This is a genomic window from Stenotrophomonas sp. JC08, from assembly GCF_052180205.1.
In the GTDB taxonomy this organism is placed as follows: domain Bacteria; phylum Pseudomonadota; class Gammaproteobacteria; order Xanthomonadales; family Xanthomonadaceae; genus Stenotrophomonas.
On the sequence record NZ_CP197473.1, the window covers coordinates 2,420,213 to 2,438,121 of the forward strand.

15 protein-coding genes and 10 tRNA genes are annotated in these 17,909 nt (G+C 64.1%); 7 read left to right on the forward strand and 18 right to left on the reverse strand.

The window, feature by feature from the left end; translation table 11 throughout:
* Positions 1–208 precede the first annotated feature (208 nt).
* On the reverse strand, positions 209–661 hold the full coding sequence (locus ACSBPQ_RS11120) for a copper chaperone PCu(A)C (protein ID WP_442682214.1): 453 nt from the start codon (positions 659–661) through the stop codon (positions 209–211).
* Between the two features lie 37 nt (positions 662–698).
* On the opposite strand from ACSBPQ_RS11120, the gene ACSBPQ_RS11125 reads away from it, so the two are divergent.
* The 4 genes from ACSBPQ_RS11125 to ACSBPQ_RS11140 all read left to right on the forward strand — a co-directional run bounded on the left by ACSBPQ_RS11125 (position 699) and on the right by ACSBPQ_RS11140 (position 4,244).
* On the forward strand, positions 699–1,481 hold the full coding sequence (locus ACSBPQ_RS11125) for an enoyl-CoA hydratase/isomerase family protein (protein WP_442682215.1): 783 nt from the start codon (positions 699–701) through the stop codon (positions 1,479–1,481).
* Positions 1,482–1,553: 72 nt separating this feature from the next.
* A complete protein-coding gene (gene tesB, locus ACSBPQ_RS11130) occupies positions 1,554–2,450 on the forward strand; it encodes an acyl-CoA thioesterase II (protein ID WP_442682216.1) in 897 nt (298 codons plus the stop codon).
* A 3-nt stretch (positions 2,451–2,453) separates the two neighbouring features.
* Positions 2,454–2,966, forward strand: coding sequence for a pathogenicity-like protein (locus tag ACSBPQ_RS11135; RefSeq protein ID WP_442682217.1), 513 nt, complete (start codon positions 2,454–2,456; stop codon positions 2,964–2,966).
* Positions 2,967–3,029: 63 nt separating this feature from the next.
* Entirely contained in the window at positions 3,030–4,244 is a 1,215-nt protein-coding gene (locus ACSBPQ_RS11140) for an RNA polymerase sigma factor (RefSeq protein ID WP_442682218.1), read from the forward strand.
* Positions 4,245–4,311: 67 nt separating this feature from the next.
* On the opposite strand, the gene ACSBPQ_RS11145 is transcribed toward ACSBPQ_RS11140, so the two are convergent.
* Entirely contained in the window at positions 4,312–4,893 is a 582-nt protein-coding gene (locus tag ACSBPQ_RS11145; RefSeq protein WP_442682219.1) for an EF-hand domain-containing protein, read from the reverse strand.
* A gap of 152 nt (positions 4,894–5,045) precedes the next feature.
* Here ACSBPQ_RS11145 and ACSBPQ_RS11150 point away from each other — a divergent pair, with 152 nt between their 5' ends.
* Both ACSBPQ_RS11150 and ACSBPQ_RS11155 read left to right on the forward strand, forming a co-directional pair.
* On the forward strand, positions 5,046–5,810 hold the full coding sequence (locus ACSBPQ_RS11150; RefSeq protein ID WP_442682220.1) for an arginyltransferase: 765 nt from the start codon (positions 5,046–5,048) through the stop codon (positions 5,808–5,810).
* Between the two features lie 514 nt (positions 5,811–6,324).
* Positions 6,325–7,491, forward strand: coding sequence for an endonuclease/exonuclease/phosphatase family protein (locus ACSBPQ_RS11155; protein WP_442684571.1), 1,167 nt, complete (start codon positions 6,325–6,327; stop codon positions 7,489–7,491).
* Between the two features lie 214 nt (positions 7,492–7,705).
* Here ACSBPQ_RS11155 and ACSBPQ_RS11160 read toward each other — a convergent pair.
* From ACSBPQ_RS11160 to ACSBPQ_RS11230, 15 genes are all read right to left on the reverse strand, one after another.
* Positions 7,706–7,782 (reverse strand) — tRNA-Asp (locus tag ACSBPQ_RS11160).
* A gap of 67 nt (positions 7,783–7,849) precedes the next feature.
* Positions 7,850–7,926, reverse strand: a tRNA-Asp gene (locus ACSBPQ_RS11165).
* A 78-nt stretch (positions 7,927–8,004) separates the two neighbouring features.
* Positions 8,005–8,081 (reverse strand) — tRNA-Asp (locus ACSBPQ_RS11170).
* A gap of 27 nt (positions 8,082–8,108) precedes the next feature.
* Positions 8,109–8,183, reverse strand: a tRNA-Val gene (locus ACSBPQ_RS11175).
* A 12-nt stretch (positions 8,184–8,195) separates the two neighbouring features.
* Complete coding sequence (locus ACSBPQ_RS11180; RefSeq protein ID WP_054657149.1) at positions 8,196–8,468, reverse strand: HU family DNA-binding protein; 273 nt, start codon at positions 8,466–8,468, stop codon at positions 8,196–8,198.
* 208 nt (positions 8,469–8,676) lie between these two features.
* Positions 8,677–11,136 (reverse strand): endopeptidase La, encoded by a 2,460-nt coding sequence (gene lon, locus ACSBPQ_RS11185; RefSeq protein ID WP_442682221.1) that lies wholly within the window; start codon positions 11,134–11,136, stop codon positions 8,677–8,679.
* Between the two features lie 176 nt (positions 11,137–11,312).
* Complete coding sequence (clpX, locus tag ACSBPQ_RS11190) at positions 11,313–12,605, reverse strand: ATP-dependent Clp protease ATP-binding subunit ClpX (RefSeq protein WP_442682222.1); 1,293 nt, start codon at positions 12,603–12,605, stop codon at positions 11,313–11,315.
* 127 nt (positions 12,606–12,732) lie between these two features.
* Positions 12,733–13,359, reverse strand: coding sequence for an ATP-dependent Clp endopeptidase proteolytic subunit ClpP (gene clpP / locus ACSBPQ_RS11195; protein ID WP_442682223.1), 627 nt, complete (start codon positions 13,357–13,359; stop codon positions 12,733–12,735).
* 66 nt (positions 13,360–13,425) lie between these two features.
* Positions 13,426–14,721: a trigger factor gene (gene tig, locus ACSBPQ_RS11200; RefSeq protein ID WP_442682224.1), complete on the reverse strand. Its 1,296-nt coding sequence runs from the start codon at positions 14,719–14,721 to the stop codon at positions 13,426–13,428.
* Between the two features lie 181 nt (positions 14,722–14,902).
* A tRNA-Leu gene (locus ACSBPQ_RS11205) sits at positions 14,903–14,987 on the reverse strand.
* A 118-nt stretch (positions 14,988–15,105) separates the two neighbouring features.
* Positions 15,106–15,181, reverse strand: a tRNA-Lys gene (locus ACSBPQ_RS11210).
* A gap of 106 nt (positions 15,182–15,287) precedes the next feature.
* Positions 15,288–15,363, reverse strand: a tRNA-Lys gene (locus ACSBPQ_RS11215).
* A 79-nt stretch (positions 15,364–15,442) separates the two neighbouring features.
* A tRNA-His gene (locus ACSBPQ_RS11220) sits at positions 15,443–15,519 on the reverse strand.
* A gap of 31 nt (positions 15,520–15,550) precedes the next feature.
* Positions 15,551–15,627: transfer RNA gene (locus tag ACSBPQ_RS11225), tRNA-Arg, on the reverse strand.
* 43 nt (positions 15,628–15,670) lie between these two features.
* Positions 15,671–15,747: transfer RNA gene (locus ACSBPQ_RS11230), tRNA-Pro, on the reverse strand.
* A 137-nt stretch (positions 15,748–15,884) separates the two neighbouring features.
* On the opposite strand from ACSBPQ_RS11230, the gene ACSBPQ_RS11235 reads away from it, so the two are divergent.
* The gene (locus tag ACSBPQ_RS11235; protein ID WP_442682225.1) at positions 15,885–16,646 is read left to right on the forward strand and encodes a Bax inhibitor-1/YccA family protein; all 762 of its coding nucleotides are present in this window, start codon (positions 15,885–15,887) and stop codon (positions 16,644–16,646) included.
* Positions 16,647–16,891: 245 nt separating this feature from the next.
* Here the strand turns inward: ACSBPQ_RS11235 and ACSBPQ_RS11240 are convergent, their stop codons facing one another.
* Complete coding sequence (locus ACSBPQ_RS11240) at positions 16,892–17,896, reverse strand: isocitrate dehydrogenase (protein ID WP_442682226.1); 1,005 nt, start codon at positions 17,894–17,896, stop codon at positions 16,892–16,894.
* Between the last annotated feature and the right edge of the window lie 13 nt (positions 17,897–17,909).

The following is a 17,909-nucleotide window of genomic DNA, read 5'->3' on the forward strand; positions in this document are numbered from 1 at the left end:
GCCAGCGGTTTCCCGACCATCATCACTTCATGCGGTCTTCGGGAAATCCACCGGCACCTGCAGCGCCACGTTGATGTAGCGGGTGAACAGGTTGAGCGCAACATCCGCCTCATCGACCTGCGCACGCTGCTCATCACCTTCAACGCGAACGCCAGCGCCGCAGCGGTACGCGCCCCGGAATCACAACCGGTTGACGCGGCCGCAATCGCTACGGCCGCGGCGGCGGCTCACGCCGTACCTGCAATGTGCCATCCACCTTGCTGCCATCGGCCAGACTCAGCCGCAGCGGCAGCTGCGCGCCCTCCTGCAATACCACTTCCGGACGCATCAGCATCAGGTGCAGTCCGCCGGGCTGCAGCTGCACCGAGGTCCCCGCAGCGACCGGCAGGCGCGTGATTTCACGCATGCGGCTGACACCTTCCACCAGCGTGGTCTGGTGCAGCGACACCTCCTCGAACGCACGGCTGCCCGCGCCCACCACCACCACCTCGTCGCGGCAATCGTTGCGGATGCGCGCATAACCGGCCGTCATCGGCATCGGCCCGGGCGGCAACCGCACCCAGCCGTTGTTGATCGTCACGCAGGCCGGCGCGGCCGCAGCCGGCAATGCGGTGGATGCCCCCAGCGCCAACAATACGCACACGAATGGTTTGGTTATCATCGGGACCATCATTTGCCGCCCTACGGGAAAACACAGCATGACCACGCTCATCGAAGTGATCAACCATGGCCCGATCCGCGAGCTGCGGCTGGCGCGCCCGCCGGTGAACGCGCTGGATACCGGATTGTGCCGTGCCCTGATCGAGGCGATGGCCCAGGCCAGCGCCGACGATGTGCAAGGCGTGGTGCTGTCCGGCAGCGAGCGTATTTTCACCGGCGGCATGGACGTGCCCTACCTGCTCGGCCATGGTGACGACCGGCAGAAGCTGATGGACAGCTGGCAGGCGTTCTTCGGTGCCGCCCGCGCACTGGCGGAAAGTCGCACCCCGGTGGTGGCGGCATTGACCGGGCACTCGCCGGCCGGCGGCTGCGTGCTGGCCTTGTGCTGCGACTATCGGGTGATGGCGCGCAGCGCCGATCCGGCCAAGCCGCATGTGATCGGGCTGAACGAGGTGCAGGTCGGGCTGGTCGCCCCGGAAGGAATCCAGCGGTTGATGCGCCGGGTGATCGGCCCCCATCGCGCCGGTGTGTTGCTGGCTGGCGGGCAACTGGTCAGCGCCGAGCGTGCGCTGGAGATCGGCCTGGTCGACGAACTGGCCGATGACGCCGCCCAGGTGGTGGCCCGGGCCATCGGCTGGCTGCAGACGCAGCTGGCAATGCCACGCCAGCCGATGCTGCAGACGCGCGCCATCGCCCGCGCCGACCTGCACGAGGCGATGCAGCCGGAGCACATCCAGCTCGAGCGCTTCGTCGATGCCTGGTTCTCGGCCGATACCCAGGCGGCGCTGCAGGCGCTGGCGGCCCGCCTCGGCAAACGCTGAACCGGGCCGCCGCGGGCGGTGGCGGACTGCCGCCCGCTATAATCGCGACCTGTCGAAATGAAGGTCGCTGTCTTGTCCGCCAACGCCGAACCCGTGGTATCCGAACTGATTGAGCTGCTGTCGCTGGAGCGGCTGGAGACCAACCTGTTCCGTGGCCAGAGCCGCGATATCGGCACCAAGTACGTGTTCGGCGGGCAGGTGCTGGGGCAGGCGCTGGCCGCCGCCCAGGCCACGGTCGACAACGGCCGCCACGTGCATTCGCTGCATGCCTATTTCCTGCGTGCCGGCAATATCGACCACCCCATCGTCTACGACGTGGATCGCACCCGCGATGGCGGCAGTTTTTCGGTGCGCCGGGTCACCGCGATCCAGCACGGCAAGGTGATCTTCTTCTGCGCGGCCTCGTTCCAGCAGGCCGAGTGCGGCGCCGAGCACCAGCTCAAGATGCCGGAAGTGCCGCAGCCGGAAGACCTCGAACCCAACCGCCCGCTGCCGGCCGAGGTACTGGAGCAGCTGCCGGTGAAGGTACAGCGCTGGCTGTCGCGCGGCGGCCCGTTCGAGTTCCGCCACGTGTACCCGCGTGATGAGCTGCACCCGGCCAAGTGTCCGCCGTATCACCAGGTGTGGCTGCGCCTGACCGAACCGGTCGGCGATGCCCCGGAGCTGCACCAGGCGCTGCTGGCCTACGCCTCGGACTTCCACCTGCTGGGCACGGCCACTTTCCCGCACGGCATCAGCTACTACCAGCCGCACGTGCAGATGGCCTCGCTCGACCACGCGATCTGGTTCCATCGCCCGTTCCGCGTCGATGACTGGCTGCTGTATTCGCTGGACAGCCCCAGCGCGCAGGACGCACGCGGGCTGGCGCGCGGCCAGTTCTTCACCCGCGACGGTGTGCTGGTGGCCAGCACCGCGCAGGAAGGCCTGATCCGGGTGATGCCGGACAGCCCCAGCAGCGGCGGAGAATGAGCCATGCGCAGGATCTTCAGCAGCCAGCGGGTCGAAAACGTCGAAGGCGTGGCGCAGATGCTGCGCGATGCCGGTATCGAGGTGCGCGTCACCAATGGCCGTTCCTACCACGGCAGGCGCCGCGGCCAGTTCAGCTATCTGGACAAGACCGACCCTGCCAAGCTGCCGGCGGTGTGGGTGGTGTTCGCCGATGACCAGCCACGCGCGCGCGAAATCCTGCGCGATGCGCGGCTGCTGGATACCACCCGGCGTGACCATCCCACGGCCGAGTACGCCTTCGCCGACACCCCGGCACCGGCAGGCGGCAAAAGCCGCAGCTGGGCATGGCGTATCCGCTTCATCCTGATCGCGGTCATTGCCGGGGTGATGCTGCTGATGGTGTTGCGCCAGCGCAGCGCACCGGAACCGGCCGCCAGCGTGCCCGCACCCCAATCGCAACCAGCCATGCCGGCCCAGGACGATGCCGACGAGGTCCGCGTACGCATCCAGCCCAGCGCCCCGGCCCCCGGCAACTAGGCTGCGGTCACATCCACCGGTGGCTCCCGTCATGTATTGCAACACTGTCCACGGGAGCCGCCGATGACCGCCACACAGCTGGAAGCCACCTTGCAGCGTGAGCTGCCTGCCGCCCGCAACGGCTGCACGCAATCCTATGGCCGCATCGTGGCGCTCTGCCAGAACACGGTGACGGCCATCGCGCTGGCCATCACCCGCGATGTGCAGGCCAGCGAGGACATCGCCCAGGAAGCGTTCCTCAAGGCCTGGCAGCGGCTCAGCCAGCTCAACAACACCACCAGCTTCCTGCCATGGCTGCGGCAGATCACCCGCAATCTCGCCCGCGACTGGCTGCACGCCAACCGCAACCGTCCGCTCAGCGGCGAAGCCGCCGAGATAGCCATCGGCATGGCCGCCGATCCTTCGCCCAACGGCTCCGATGCGCTGATGCAGGTGGAAGAGGAACTGGCGGCGGCGGAGATCATTTCCGCGCTGCCCGAGGACAGCCGCGAAACCCTGCTGCTGTTCTATCGCGAAGGCCAGAGCTCGCAGCAGGTGGCCCAGCTGCTGGGTTTGAGCGATGCCGCCGTGCGCAAACGCCTGTCGCGCGCCCGTGCCAGCGTGCGCGAGGAAATGCTCAAGCGCTTCGGCGAGTTCGCCCGCAGCAGCGCACCCGGTGCCGCTTTCGCGGCCGTGGTCAGCTCGGCGGTGATGCTGGCCGCTCCCGGCACCGCCAGCGCGGTCATCCTTTCGACCTCGATCGGGGTGGCTGGTGGCAGCGCCGGCAAAGCCGGCCTGGCGGGACTGGGCACCAACAGTGCGCTTGGCGGCACGGCCGCAGGCGGGTTGGGCGCGGTCCTGAACACGGTGTTTCCGAATCCTTTCGACCTGTGGGTGGTGCTGGGCAGCATGCTGTTCGGCACGCTGGCGGCATTCTTTTCCAGCCTTTACCTGCTGCACTACGCGCAGACACCGGCAGAACGCAGCCAGCTACGCCGCTTCATGCGGCTGCATACCCTCACCGCCGTCCTGTTCTGCATCAGCGCCCTGGCCGGCGTGGCCTTGCGAGTGGGCACCACCGCCGGCCTGCTTCTGCTGGCACTGGGCATGACCGCGCTGAACTACCAGTATCTGGTCACCCTGCCCCGCATCATGGCGCCGATGCTGGCCCGCGATGCTGCACGCCATGGCCGCAGCGGCCCCAGCTGGATCTATCGCAGCCTGTTCGGGCGCGGCGCGGTCGCCAGCGCCTCGGTGCTGGTCGTGGCAGCCGTGGCATCGGCCCTGCTGCGCCAATGAGTACCGGATAGCAGAACACCCCCGCGGTTGCCAGCGGGGGTGGTGTCGATCAGCCTCTGTGCAGAACTTACTTCGCCGTCGGCGCCTGCGGCGGCATCGGCCCACGCGGGCCTTGGTGGCCGCGATGACCGTCCTTGCGTGCAGCCTCCAGTTCGGCCGGGCTCAGCTTGCCATCCTTGTCGGTGTCGGCCTTGGCGAACCATTCGGCACGGCGCTGTTCGGCACGGGCCTGGCGATCGGCCTGGTCGATGAAACCGTCCTTGTTCACATCCATCCGCTCGAAGAACGCCTGATGCTCGGCCGTGCTTATGCGACCATCACCATTGGCATCCATCCTGCGCATGAAGCCATCTTCCTGATGGCCGCGGTGATGACCGTGCCTGCCGTGATGACCATCGCCACCACGCGCATGTCGACGCGGCATTTCCTCACGTGACAGCTTTCCATCCTTGTTCTTGTCCAGCTCATCGAAACGCTGCGCCAGATACGGATGCGCGGCGGCCTCCTGACGATCAACCATGCCATCGCCATTGGCATCCATGCGCGGTGCCGCAGGCTTGGACGGCGTCGGGCTGGCGGCGACGGCAAGGCCGGTGACAGATGTTGCCAGCAGCATGGCCAGCAGGAGAAGGGGCTTGCGTCGGGTCATGGTCGGACTCCCTTGGGGTGGTGGAACGGACGCGACAGTGCGTCCTCGTCACTGTCAACGCGCGGTGACCGTCCTCGTTGACCCGGCAACCGGCTGTATTCATCACGCAGACAGGCGCAGGTTTTGCGACCCGGCGCGGCTATGCTGTGTCGATGGCACTGCAAGGCAACCCGAACGAAGAGCTGCGCCTTTTCCAGACAGGAGAGCACCCCTGCGGCTACTGGCCGGACCGTCAGGCCCGCGATCTGGTACTCGACCCGCAGGATGACCGGCTCGGGGCGCTGTATCCGATGGCGCTGGGCTGGGGCTTCCGCCGCTCCGGCGATCTGGTCTACCGCCCGCACTGCGCGCAGTGTCGCGCCTGTGTCCCGGTACGTATTCCGGTCGCGCGTTTCAGTCCCGACCGCAGCCAGCGGCGCTGCCTGGCCCGCAATGCCGATCTGGAATGCCGCGTGCTGCCCGCCGAACGCAACGAGGAGCACTTCGCGCTGTACCAGCGTTACCTTGACCGGCGCCACGCCAACGGCGGCATGGACAAACAGGGCCCGCACGAATTTGACCGGTTCCTGATCGGCAGCTGGCCGCACAGCCGCTTTCTGGAAGTCCGCACGGCCAGAAGCGCCGACACACCGGGACGTCTGCTGGCGGTAGCGGTCACCGACGTCACCGACACCGCGCTGTCAGCCGTGTACACCTTCTTCGACCCGGAACAACAGCACCGCAGCCTCGGCACCTACGCCATCCTGCAGCAGATTGCCTGGGCACAGCGCCAATCCCTGCCGCACCTGTATCTCGGCTACTGGATCGAGGGTCATCAGAAGATGGACTACAAGCGCCGCTATCGCCCCCTCGAAGCCTATGACGGCCGCCGCTGGCAATTGATGGAAGACACCGGGAAGCCACGCTCGCGGCAATGAGCGTCCACTCCCGATCGCATCATCGAGGCATCCACACCCGATGGGCGCGCAACTCCTTCGGCCATCGGCGTACAACGTGAGGCCAGATCTCACCACTACGACGGCATCATTTCCGAGCTCCTGCGAACCGGCTGAAACCCGGCCGCCACCGATACGCCCTTCCGACTGCTGATGCCCTCCGCGCCGGCACCGGCAGTGCCGAGTGCGCCCCGCCTCCGGAAAAGATCCACACCCGCATCATTGGCAAGGTGACCCGCGCGCAACATGAGCGGATAAAGCAGAGGAGCGAGCAGTCGAAACCGGCAGGCCATGCATCACCGGCAACGTCGAGCGTGCCGATCCGTGCGAGGCCCAACGGAGCAGCCCGCGACCAGCTTGGGCGTGACGGGCTGCAGACTCTGGATCCAGCGCCCGCACCGCGGCCCTCCGCTCTGCGAAATGCCGTCACTTCCCGCCATCGTCACCAAGGCATGAGAAAATCGGCGGCATGCGTATTCCAACTTTCCTGCTCCCGATGACCCTGCTGCTGGCTGCCTGCTCCTCGACAACGGCCATCGACGACGCCATCCCCGCCCAGTTGCGACTGGCCACCTACAACACCTCGCTTTATTCCGACGAATCAGGCGGCCTGATCCGCACACTGGAAGGCGACAGCAGCCACGCGCGCAAGATCGCCGCCGTGCTGCAGCAGGTGCGCCCGGACCTGGTGCTGCTCAACGAATTCGATTACGACGCCGGCCACCGTGCCGCCGACCTGTTCCAGCAGCGCTATCTGGCCGTGGCCCAGCCCGGCGGCGGTGAGCCGCTGCACTATCCCTACCGCTATCTGGCTCCGGTCAACACCGGCGTGCAGAGCGGTCTGGATCTGGACAACAACGGCGAGATTGGTGGCAGCGGCCGCAACCGCGGCAATGATGCCTGGGGTTACGGCCTGCACCCGGGCCAGTACGGCATGCTGGTGTTATCCCGGTATCCCATCGATGAAAGCGCCGTACGCACCTTCCAGCTGCTGAAATGGAGTGCGCTGCCCGGCGCGCAACGACCGGTCGATCCGGACATGGGCACGTCATTCTGGAACGATGCCACCTGGTCACAGTTGCGGCTGTCGTCCAAATCGCACTGGGATGTACCGGTCAGGACACCGCTGGGCACCGTGCACATGCTGGCCTCGCACCCGACGCCCCCGGTGTTCGACGGCAAGGAAAAACGCAATGCCGCCCGCAACCACGACGAATTGCGACTGTGGAAGGAATACCTTGATGGCGGCGACAAGCCGTGGCTGTGCGATGACCAGGGACGCTGCGGCGGACTGGGCAGGGACGCGCGCTTCGTGATCCTTGGCGACCTCAACAACGACCCGGTCGATGGCGATGGTCGCCATGACGCCATCCTTGAACTGCTCGAACATCCGCGGGTACTGCGCTTTCCCACCCCACGCAGCGAGGGAGCCGAGGAAACCGGCGCCGTCTATGCGGAAAAAGGCATCATCCGCCGCGGCGCGGCACAGCACGCCACCGGTGATTTCGGCCCACGCTCGGGCACCATGCGGCTGGATTACGTCCTGCCCTCGACCGGCTTCGGCCACCTCGGCAGCGGCGTGTTCTGGCCGGCCAATGACAGTCCCGAGGCGAAGATCGCCGATGGCAGCGACCACCACCTGGTATGGGTCGACGTCCACTGAGCCAACGCGTGCATCAACGCGTGCACCCGGTTTGAATGGCCCATGCATTGACCGCCCTGCGTGGCGGTCAATTGCTTCAGTGCTGCAGTGTTTCTTTCGCGCCCGCCACCACGCCATGTACGGATGCGATACAACCCTCGCCTGATACGCGCCATCGGCTTGCACGCCGGCCAAAGAAAAAGCCTCCGGCTTGCACCGGAGGCTTTCATACAACTGGCGGAGCGGACGGGACTCGAACCCGCGACCTCCGGCGTGACAGGCCAGCATTCTAACCAGCTGAACTACCGCTCCACGTTTAACTCTTTCTGCTTTGCAGGTTTCCCTGCAAAACAAGCATTCCGCAGAATGCCAGAATAAATGGCGGAGCGGACGGGACTCGAACCCGCGACCTCCGGCGTGACAGGCCAGCATTCTAACCAGCTGAACTACCGCTCCGCATTTAACCTGTTTGTTTTCCAAGTCCGTGGACTTCAGAAAACAAGACCTCCGATTTCTCAGAGGCCTGTATTGAAGTGGCGGAGCGGACGGGACTCGAACCCGCGACCTCCGGCGTGACAGGCCAGCATTCTAACCAGCTGAACTACCGCTCCACTTTCAAACTCGTTACCCGTGATGCCTGGTGGGTGCTGAGGGGATCGAACCCCCGACCCTCTCCGTGTAAAGGAGACGCTCTACCGCTGAGCTAAGCACCCTGGGTGAGCCGCTTAGTTTACAGCGTCTTTCAGTGCTTTGCCAGCCTTGAAAGCCGGATTCTTCGAAGCGGCGATCTTGATGGTGTCACCCGTCTTCGGATTGCGACCGGTGCGCTCGGCGCGCTCGCGAACCTGGAACGTACCAAAGCCGACGAGAGTCACGGCATCGCCCTTCTTCAGCGCCTTGGTGATCTCGGCGATGACGGCATCCACTGCACGGCCGGCTTCAGCCTTGGACAGGTCGGCAGCAGCGGCAACGCCATCAATCAATTCGGTCTTGTTCATGTAGGTAAAACTCCCTTTGCGGCACTGCCGCGGAATAGTTGGGTGGGTTGCCGCATGCATGGCTCGCAACGGCAACCGCAAAAATCTTTGAAACACGTCGCCTGCGTTTTTACAGGTACGTGAGTCGCACTTTTATACCAGCCGCCCCTTTCCCGCGCAAGTTGAAAAGCCAATAACGACGCGGGTTTCAAGGCTTTTTACGACACACTCAATGCTTGACGCGCGGCGCCGGAGATGCCTTGGCCTTGCCTTTCACCGTCATCCGCTGCGCGCTCTTGCGGGCCTTCTTGGGCACCAGCGGCGACTCCAGTGCGATGTCCAGCACCTCGTCGATCCACTTCACCGGAATGATGTCCAGATCACGCGTGACGTTAGCCGGAATGTCCGCCAGGTCCTTGCGGTTTTCTTCAGGGATGACGACGGTGCGGATGCCGCCACGCAATGCGGCCAGCAACTTCTCCTTCAAACCGCCAATCGCGGTAACACGCCCGCGCAAGGTGATTTCACCAGTCATCGCCACTTCCGCCTTGACCGGCACCTTGGTCAGGGTGGACACCAGCGAGGTCACCATCGCGATGCCGGCACTGGGGCCATCCTTCGGCGTGGCGCCATCGGGCACATGCAGGTGCACGTCGTGCTTCTGCAGGAAATCCACATCGATGCCCAGCGCTTCGGCGCGCGCGCGCACCACCGACAGGGCTGCCGTGGCCGACTCCTTCATCACGTTGCCGAGCTGGCCGGTCAACGTCACCGCCCCCTTGCCGGGGATCAGCGTGGACTCGACCTGCAACAGCTCGCCGCCCACTTCGGTCCAGGCCAGACCGGTCACCAGGCCGACTTCATTCTGCTCTTCGGCCCGGCCGAAATCGTAGCGCCGCACGCCCAGATACTTGTCCAGGTTCTTCGCATCCACCACGACCAGCGCCTTGGGCTTCCTGGCCGACTTGCGTGCCGCAGTCTTCTTGACCGGCTGCGGACCGGCCAATGCCAGCTCCTTGACCACCTTGCGGCAGATCTTGGCCACTTCACGCTCAAGATTGCGGACGCCGGATTCACGCGTGTAGTAGCGCACGATGTCGCGGATCGCATCTTCCTCGATCGCCAGCTCTTCCGGCTTCAGGCCATTGGCCTTGAGCTGCTTCGGCGCCAGGTAACGGGTGGCGATGTTGAGCTTTTCATCCTCGGTGTAACCCGGGATGCGGATCACTTCCATGCGGTCCAGCAGCGGGCCGGGGATGTTGAGCGAATTGGAGGTCGCCACGAACATCACCTCGGACAGGTCCAGATCGACCTCGAGGTAGTGGTCGTTGAACGCGTTGTTCTGCTCGGGATCGAGCACTTCCAGCAGCGCCGAGGACGGGTCGCCGCGGAAGTCCATCGACATCTTGTCGATCTCATCCAGCACGAACAGCGGATTCTTGCTGCCGACCTTGTTGAGGTTCTGCACGATGCGGCCCGGCATCGAACCGACATAGGTGCGGCGATGGCCACGGATCTCGGCTTCGTCACGCACGCCACCGAGGCTCATGCGCACGAACTTGCGGTTGGTGGCCTTGGCGATGGATTGGCCCAGCGAGGTCTTGCCGACACCCGGCGGCCCGACCAGGCACAGGATCGGCCCCTTCATCTGCTTCACCCGCGACTGCACCGCGAGGTATTCGAGGATGCGCTCCTTGACCTTGTCCAGGCCGTAATGATCGGCATCCAGCGTGTCCTGCGCGGCCTTCAGGTCCTTGCGCACCTTGGTGCGCTTCTTCCACGGCACGCCCAGCAGCCACTCCAGATAGTTGCGCACCACCGCGGCTTCAGCCGACATGGGCGACATCTGCTTGAGCTTGTTGAGTTCGTTCTTGGCCTTGGCCTCGACCGCCTTGGGCATGCCGGCCTCGGCAATCTTGCGGGCCAGCTCTTCCAGTTCGCCCGGGGCGTCGTCCAGATCGCCCAGCTCCTTCTGGATGGCCTTCATCTGTTCGTTGAGGTAGTACTCGCGCTGGCTCTTTTCCATCTGCGACTTCACCCGGCCGCGGATGCGCTTTTCCAGCTGCTGCACATCGATCTCGCCATCGACCAGGCCGACCAGCATTTCCAGGCGCTCACCGACCTGCAGGGTTTCCAGCAGTTTCTGCTTGTCGGCCAGGCGCACGCCGATGTGTGCGGCGATGGTGTCGGCCAGCCGCGCCGGCTCCTCGATGCCGGCCAACGTCTGCAACAGCTCTGGCGGCAGCTTGCGGTTGGTCTTGACGTACTGTTCAAACAGCGACATCAGCGAACGGGCAATCGCCTCGATCTCGCGTGGCTCGCGGCTGTCATCCGAGTCGACCTCCACGCCCTGGCCCTGCAGCGCACCCTCATGCTCGTAGACCTTGTTCACATTCACGCGCGACAGGCCTTCGACCAGCACCTTGATGGTGCCGTCGGGCAGTTTCAGCAGCTGCAGCACCTGCGCCAGCGTGCCGACGCTGTACAGGTCGGCGGCTGCGGGGTCATCGGTTTCCGCCGATTTCTGCGCCACCAGCAGGATGCGCTTATCCGCCTCCATCGCGCGCTCCAGCGCCTGCATGGATTTGTCGCGCCCCACGAACAGGGGGATGACCATGTGCGGGAACACCACCACGTCGCGCAGTGGCAGGACCGGCAGGTCGAGGACTTCGAGTTGGGACTGGGCCATGAGGGGGGCTCCGCGTGAATCCATGGGAACAGCCCGTCGCAACAGGCTGCTGGAAGGCCGAAATAAAAAGCCGATGGCCCCGTTATGGGGCCATCGGCAGGGTGTTGCAAGAGGCGGATCGTCTACAGACTGAACCGGCAGGCAAAGCCGGAAACCATGCGTTCCGCTGACGGCACTCAGTCGCCGGAAGCGGCCTTGGCCGGTGCCACCGTCTCAGGCACCTCGTAGATCACATAGGGTGCCGACCGGTTCTCGATGACCGATTCATCCACCACCACCTTGCTGACGTTTTCTTCCGACGGCAGGTCGTACATGGTGTCCAGCAGCACCGACTCGACGATGGTGCGCAGGCCGCGGGCACCGGTCTTGCGCTTGATCGCCTTCTTGGCGATCGCCGCCAAGGCGTCGGGACGGAACTCCAGCTCGACGTTCTCCATCTCGAACAGCTTCTTGAACTGTTTGGTGATGGCGTTCTTCGGCTCGGTCAGGATCTTGATCAGCGCCGGCTCGTCCAGCTCTTCCAGCGTCGCGACCACCGGCAGGCGGCCGACAAACTCCGGAATCAGGCCGAACTTGATCAGATCTTCCGGCTCGACCTCGGCCAGCACCTTGCCGATCTCCTGCTTGCGCTCGGCACTCTTGACCTTGGCACCGAAGCCGATGCTGCTGGTTTCCGAGGAACGCTGCTGGATCACCTTGTCCAGGCCGGCGAACGCACCGCCACAGATGAACAGGATGTTCTTGGTGTCCACCTGCAGGAATTCCTGCTGCGGATGCTTGCGACCGCCCTGCGGCGGCACGCTAGCCACGGTGCCTTCGATCAGCTTCAGCAGCGCCTGCTGCACGCCTTCGCCGGACACGTCACGGGTGATCGACGGGTTCTCGCTCTTGCGCGAGATCTTGTCGATCTCGTCGATGTAGACGATGCCCTGCTGCGCCTTCTCGACGTCGTAGTCGCACTTCTGCAGCAGCTTCTGGATGATGTTTTCCACGTCCTCGCCGACATAGCCGGCTTCGGTCAACGTGGTCGCATCGGCCATGGTGAACGGCACGTTGAGCAGCCGCGCCAACGTTTCGGCCAGCAGCGTCTTGCCCGAGCCGGTCGGGCCGACCAGCAGGATGTTGGACTTGGACAGCTCGACGTCGTCGTTCTTCTGACGGCTCTCGATGCGCTTGTAATGGTTGTAGACGGCCACCGCCAGCGTGCGCTTGGCGCGGGTCTGGCCGATCACATACTGGTCCAGGACCTCGAGGATCTCCTTCGGCTTGGGCAGCGAGCTGCGTGCCGACTGGGCTTTTTCCTCGAGCTCCTCACGGATGATGTCGTTGCACAGCTCCACGCATTCATCGCAGATGAACACGCTCGGGCCCGCGATCAGCTTGCGTACTTCATGCTGACTCTTGCCGCAGAACGAGCAGTAGAGAATCTTGCTGCTGTCCCCGGAACGACCTTGCCGGTCTTCGCTCATACTTCGCTTACCCAGTTGCTCTCCCCCATGAACAGGGGATTCGAATTCGAGAATAGCACAGGGCCGGATGGACACCAGTCCAACTCCGACCCTGTGGAATAGCCGTATTTTCCGGCGTTTTTGACCATCAAGACGCCTGGATCGACTCGTCCGGACGGCGCTCCAGCACCTGGTCGACCAGGCCGTAGGCCACCGAGTCTGCCGCGCTCTTGAAGTTGTCGCGCTCGGTATCGCGGGCGATGGTCTCCAGCGACTGCCCGGTGTGCTTGGACAGCACTTCGTTCAGACGCGCGCGCAGAGTGAGGATTTCCCGGGCGTGGATGTCGATATCCGTGGCCTGGCCCTGGAAGCCACCCAGCGGCTGATGGATCATCACCCGCGAATTGGGCAGCGCGAAACGCTTGCCCGGCGCGCCGGCCGCCAGCAGCAACGCACCCATCGACGCGGCCTGGCCGACACAGATGGTGCTCACGTCCGGCTTGATGTATTGCATGGTGTCGTAGATCGCCATGCCGGCGGTGACCACGCCACCGGGCGAATTGATGTAGATGCTGATGTCCTTTTCCGGATTTTCCGCTTCCAGGAACAGCAGCTGCGCCACCACCAGATTCGCCATGTGGTCGTCAATCGGACCGACCAGGAAAATCAGGCGCTCTTTGAGCAGGCGCGAATAGATGTCATAGGCGCGCTCGCCACGGGCGGTCTGCTCGACCACCATCGGAACCATGTTCAATGCTTTGGCTCGGTTATCCATTACGTGAGGCACCTGTCTTGAGAGAAACGCCCCGCGCCAGTGACGCGGGGATCGAACAACCCGCCGTTACGGGCGGATGGCTTCCTGGAACGACAGCGTCTGCTCGGTGTGCTGGGCACGCTCGGCGATCCAGTCGATGACCTGCTCTTCCATCACGCGGTTCTGCAGGCCAGCCATAAGCTGGGGATCATTGCGGTACATCTCAATGACCTGCTCCGGTTCTTCGTAGGTGGAGGCGATCAGGCGCATGGTTTCGTTCAGGCGCTTGGGCTCCAGGCGCAGCTCGTTCTTGCGGGCAACCTCGCCGACCAGCAGGCCGACCAGCACGCGCTTGGAAGCGGCGTCCTTGAAGCCTTCATGGGCATCGGCCGGGACTTCACCCGGATTGCCGCCCTGGCGACGGATCGTCTCGATCTGCTGCGCCAGCATCGCACGGGCTTCATTCTCGACCAGGCGCGGCGGCAGCTCGACCGACGAATAGGCGGCGATCAGCTGCTCGCCCACTTCACGGCGCAGGCGGTTCATCAGCGCGCCCTTGAGCTCGCGCTCCAGGTTGGAACGGATATCGGCGCGGAACTGCTCCGGATCGCCGTTCTTCACGCCAAAGCTCTTGATGAACGCGGCATCGACTTCCGGCACGTCCTGCTCGGACACCTCAACCGCCTTGACGGTGACCTTGGCCGACTTGCCCGCCAGTGCCGGCACGCGCCAGTCGGCCGGGAAATCGACGTCCAGCGTCTTTTCCTCGCCCTTGGCCAGGCCGACCAGGCCCTTTTCGATGGGCTCGAACATCATGCCCTGGCCGATGATGATGGTGCCCTTTTCGGCCCCTTCGGCTGGCAGGCGCTCGTCACCGACCTGCGACCAGGTCTCCAGGCCGACCAGATCTCCTTCCTGCGCACCACGCGCAACCGGCTTCCAGCTGCGGCGCTGGGCGCGCAGGTTCTCGATCATCTGGTCGATGTCGGCATCGCTGATCTCGGCGCTGTGGCGCACCACACTGAGCTTGGTCACGTCGACATCGCCGAAATCCGGAATCAGCTCGACGGTGGCAACGAAGTCGAACTCGCCCTCGCCCGCCTTGTCGATGCGCGGATTGCCGGCGATACGCAGCTCATGCTCGCGCAACGCCGCATCGAAAGTTTCCCGCAGCAGGCCTTCCACCGCCTCGGCGCGCACCTGCGGTCCGAAACGCTGTTCGATCACCTTGGCCGGCACCTTGCCCGGGCGGAAGCCCTTGATGCGCGCGGTGCGAGCGATCTCACCCAGACGGCCGTTGATGTGGGTCTGCAGGCGCTCCTCCGGCAGGGAGAAGGTCAGGCGGCGTTCCAGATTGCCGGTGGATTCGATCGAAGCTTGCATGTGGACTCCTGCCACCGGCGGCATCTTGGCCCCGGCTCGATGTGGTTGAAACGGATTATGAGTGGCGCACGTATCCACGCCAGCCCGTTAGTTTCGCCGATTCCGGCGAGCGCTTCCAGCCCACCGCAATGACCGCAATGCCGGAGGGGCATCGGGAAAGAAGACCGGACACATCCAAAGATGGTGCGAAAGGGGGGACTCGAACCCCCACGCCTTGCGGCACTGGAACCTAAATCCAGGGCGTCTACCAATTCCGCCACTTTCGCGCTGCCGATTCAGGCCGGCATTGTTGCAGGAGCCGCCTCAAAGCGGAAGGCCGCATCACAGCCTCCGCACTGGCCGGCAATGAAAAAGCCGCCAGATTGCTCTGGCGGCTTTTCAGTTTGGTGGGCCGTCAAGGATTCGAACCTTGGACCAATTGATTAAGAGTCAACTGCTCTACCAACTGAGCTAACGGCCCTGAAACTGGAGGTGTACAAGCTTTCGCCTGCAACACCGGTCGCACTGGATGCGGCTCCCTCACTTGAAGGGAAAACAGCCACCTGGCTGGCAGATGGCTGTCTTGTTGGTGGGCCGTCAAGGATTCGAACCTTGGACCAATTGATTAAGAGTCAACTGCTCTACCAACTGAGCTAACGGCCCCGAAAATCAGGGAGCGAATGTTACCGCACCCTTGTCTTTTTTGAAACCCCGAATTTGATATCGGCGCCTCATAAACCAGTGGGGTGGCTGAGGGGATTCGAACCCCCGACCACCGGAATCACAATCCGGTACTCTAACCAACTGAGCTACAGCCACCACTGAAAAACCGCCTACCGCTTGCGCCGATTGGCGCGCCCGACAGGAATCGAACCTGTAACCGCCGGCTTAGAAGGCCGGTGCTCTATCCAGTTGAGCTACGGGCGCTCTGACCGGATTGTCGCATTCCAACGCATGCCAGGGCATGTGATGGTCGGGGTAGAGGGATTCGAACCCCCGACATCCTGCTCCCAAAGCAGGCGCGCTACCAGACTGCGCTATACCCCGGCGGTGAATCTCCCGGGTTATCCCCGAAAGGCCGGCTATTGTGGGAACTGCGGCGCCATCTGTCAACGGCAAATTGCAAATTGTCCAATGCGGATATGCTTGCAACGCCTTCCATCCTTCCCGAAGCGGAGCAGTACATGCGTAGCGGCAACCCGGCCCTGTCCGAATCCACCTTCCTCGATCTTGGCAACGGCAGCGTGGTGTCACGCGGCGCCGATGCGATGAGCATCAACGGCACGGTCAACAAGACCGGCCTGCTATTGCTGCTGGCGGTGCTGACCGCGGCATTCGCATGGAACAACACCCTTACCAGCACCGGTGAACTGGCGCCGGCGGCGATGTTCTACCTGTGGGGCGGACTGATCGCCGGCCTGATCCTGTCGCTGGTGACGATCTTCAAGAAGACCTGGGCACCGGTCAGCGCGCCGCTGTACGCACTGGCTGAAGGTTTCTTCCTCGGCGCGATCTCGGCCGTATATGAAGCCCGCTTCGACGGCATCGTGTTCCAGGCGGTGATCCTGACGTTCGGCACGCTGTTCGCACTGCTGTTCGCCTATCGCAGCGGCCTGATCAAGGCCACCGAGAACTTCAAGCTCGGCGTGGTCGCGGCCACCGGCGGCATTGCGCTGGTGTATCTGGCCACGATCGTGCTGGGCCTGTTCAACATCCAGATTCCCTTCATCCATGAATCGGGCCTGATCGGCATCGGCTTCAGTCTGTTCGTGGTGGTGATCGCGGCACTGAATCTGGTGCTGGACTTCGACTTCATCGAAAGCGGCGTGGAAGCGGGTGCACCGAAATACATGGAGTGGTATGCCGCGTTCGGCCTGATGGTCACGCTGGTGTGGCTGTATCTGGAGTTCCTGCGCCTGCTGTCCAAGCTGCAGTCACGCGACTGAAAGCGACGGCAACAGGCAGCATCCGGGGCGCCGCAAGGCGCCCTTTTTTTGTCCGGCATGCCCCAAGGGCGGCAGACCTGCGGCACGTACTGTCCGCCCCGGCTGCGATGCCTTACTTCCACGTCACGGCGATGTCACGGCGCTGCCAGAAGGGCCGCTGCAACGCCCGGCGCACAGGCCGCCTGAAACAGAAACGGAGCGCCGAAGCGCTCCGTTTCCACAACCACAGTCTGCAGTCCGGCCGATCAGACGCGGCTGGCGATCGCCTTGGCGAACTCCATGGTGCTGCCGGTGCCGCCCAGATCGCCGGTCAGCGAATCCTTGGCCTCCATGGTCGCAACGATCGCCTTGCGCAGGCGCTCGGCATTCTGCGGCTGGCCGATATGGTCCAGCATCTGCGCCGCGCCCAGCAGCAGCGCGCACGGATTGGCCTTGCCCTGGCCGGCGATGTCCGGGGCGGTGCCGTGGACGGCTTCGAAGATCGCCACGTCGGCACCGATATTGGCACCCGGGGCCAGACCCAGGCCGCCGACCAGACCGGCGCAAAGGTCGGAAATGATGTCACCGAACAGGTTGGTGGTGACGATCACGTCGAACTGTTCCGGACGCATCACCAGCTGCATGCAGGCGTTGTCGACGATCATTTCCTGGAATTCGATTTCCGGGTACTTGGCGGCCACTTCGCGCGCCACGTCCAGGAACAGGCCCGAGGTCGACTTGATGATGTTGGCCTTGTGCACGGCGGTGACCTTCTTGCGGCCGGTGCTCTTGGCCAGCTCGAAGGCGTAGCGCACGATGCGCTCGGAGCCCTTGCGGGTGATGCGGGTGCCGGAGAACGCGGTCTCGCCGTCAGCCGACACTTCCTGGCCTTCGGCCAAGTAGGCGCCTTCGGTGTTCTCGCGCACGGTGATCACGTCGATGTCGTCGTAGCGCGCCTTGGTGTTCGGGAACGAGATCGCCGGACGCACGTTGGCGTACAGGTCGAACTGGCGGCGCAGGGCGACGTTGATCGAGCTGAAACCACCACCGACCGGCGTGGTCAGCGGGCTCTTCAGCGCGACCTTGTTCTTCTTGATCGATTCCAGCGTGGCGGCCGGCATCAGCTCGCCATGCTTTTCCAGCGCGGCCAAGCCGGCGTCGGCGTATTCGTAGGTCAGGCCGGCGTTCAGTGCATCAAGCACGAACAACGTGGCATCCATGATTTCCGGGCCGATACCATCGCCGCGGATAACGGTGATTGTCTGCGTCATTTTGGATATTCCA

Bases quoted from the DNA above. Each gene is read 5' to 3' on its own strand.
- ACSBPQ_RS11120 (WP_442682214.1), bottom strand. From the start codon at position 661: ATGATAACCAAACCATTCGTGTGCGTATTGTTGGCGCTGGGGGCATCC.
- ACSBPQ_RS11125 (WP_442682215.1), top strand. From the start codon at position 699: ATGACCACGCTCATCGAAGTGATCAACCATGGCCCGATCCGCGAGCTG.
- ACSBPQ_RS11135 (WP_442682217.1), top strand. From the start codon at position 2,454: ATGCGCAGGATCTTCAGCAGCCAGCGGGTCGAAAACGTCGAAGGCGTG.
- ACSBPQ_RS11140 (WP_442682218.1), top strand. From the start codon at position 3,030: ATGACCGCCACACAGCTGGAAGCCACCTTGCAGCGTGAGCTGCCTGCC.
- ACSBPQ_RS11145 (WP_442682219.1), bottom strand. From the start codon at position 4,893: ATGACCCGACGCAAGCCCCTTCTCCTGCTGGCCATGCTGCTGGCAACA.
- ACSBPQ_RS11150 (WP_442682220.1), top strand. From the start codon at position 5,046: ATGGCACTGCAAGGCAACCCGAACGAAGAGCTGCGCCTTTTCCAGACA.
- ACSBPQ_RS11155 (WP_442684571.1), top strand. From the start codon at position 6,325: ATGACCCTGCTGCTGGCTGCCTGCTCCTCGACAACGGCCATCGACGAC.
- ACSBPQ_RS11180 (WP_054657149.1), bottom strand. From the start codon at position 8,468: ATGAACAAGACCGAATTGATTGATGGCGTTGCCGCTGCTGCCGACCTG.
- lon (WP_442682221.1), bottom strand. From the start codon at position 11,136: ATGGCCCAGTCCCAACTCGAAGTCCTCGACCTGCCGGTCCTGCCACTG.
- clpX (WP_442682222.1), bottom strand. From the start codon at position 12,605: ATGAGCGAAGACCGGCAAGGTCGTTCCGGGGACAGCAGCAAGATTCTC.
- clpP (WP_442682223.1), bottom strand. From the start codon at position 13,359: ATGGATAACCGAGCCAAAGCATTGAACATGGTTCCGATGGTGGTCGAG.
- tig (WP_442682224.1), bottom strand. From the start codon at position 14,721: ATGCAAGCTTCGATCGAATCCACCGGCAATCTGGAACGCCGCCTGACC.
- ACSBPQ_RS11235 (WP_442682225.1), top strand. From the start codon at position 15,885: ATGCGTAGCGGCAACCCGGCCCTGTCCGAATCCACCTTCCTCGATCTT.
- ACSBPQ_RS11240 (WP_442682226.1), bottom strand. From the start codon at position 17,896: ATGACGCAGACAATCACCGTTATCCGCGGCGATGGTATCGGCCCGGAA.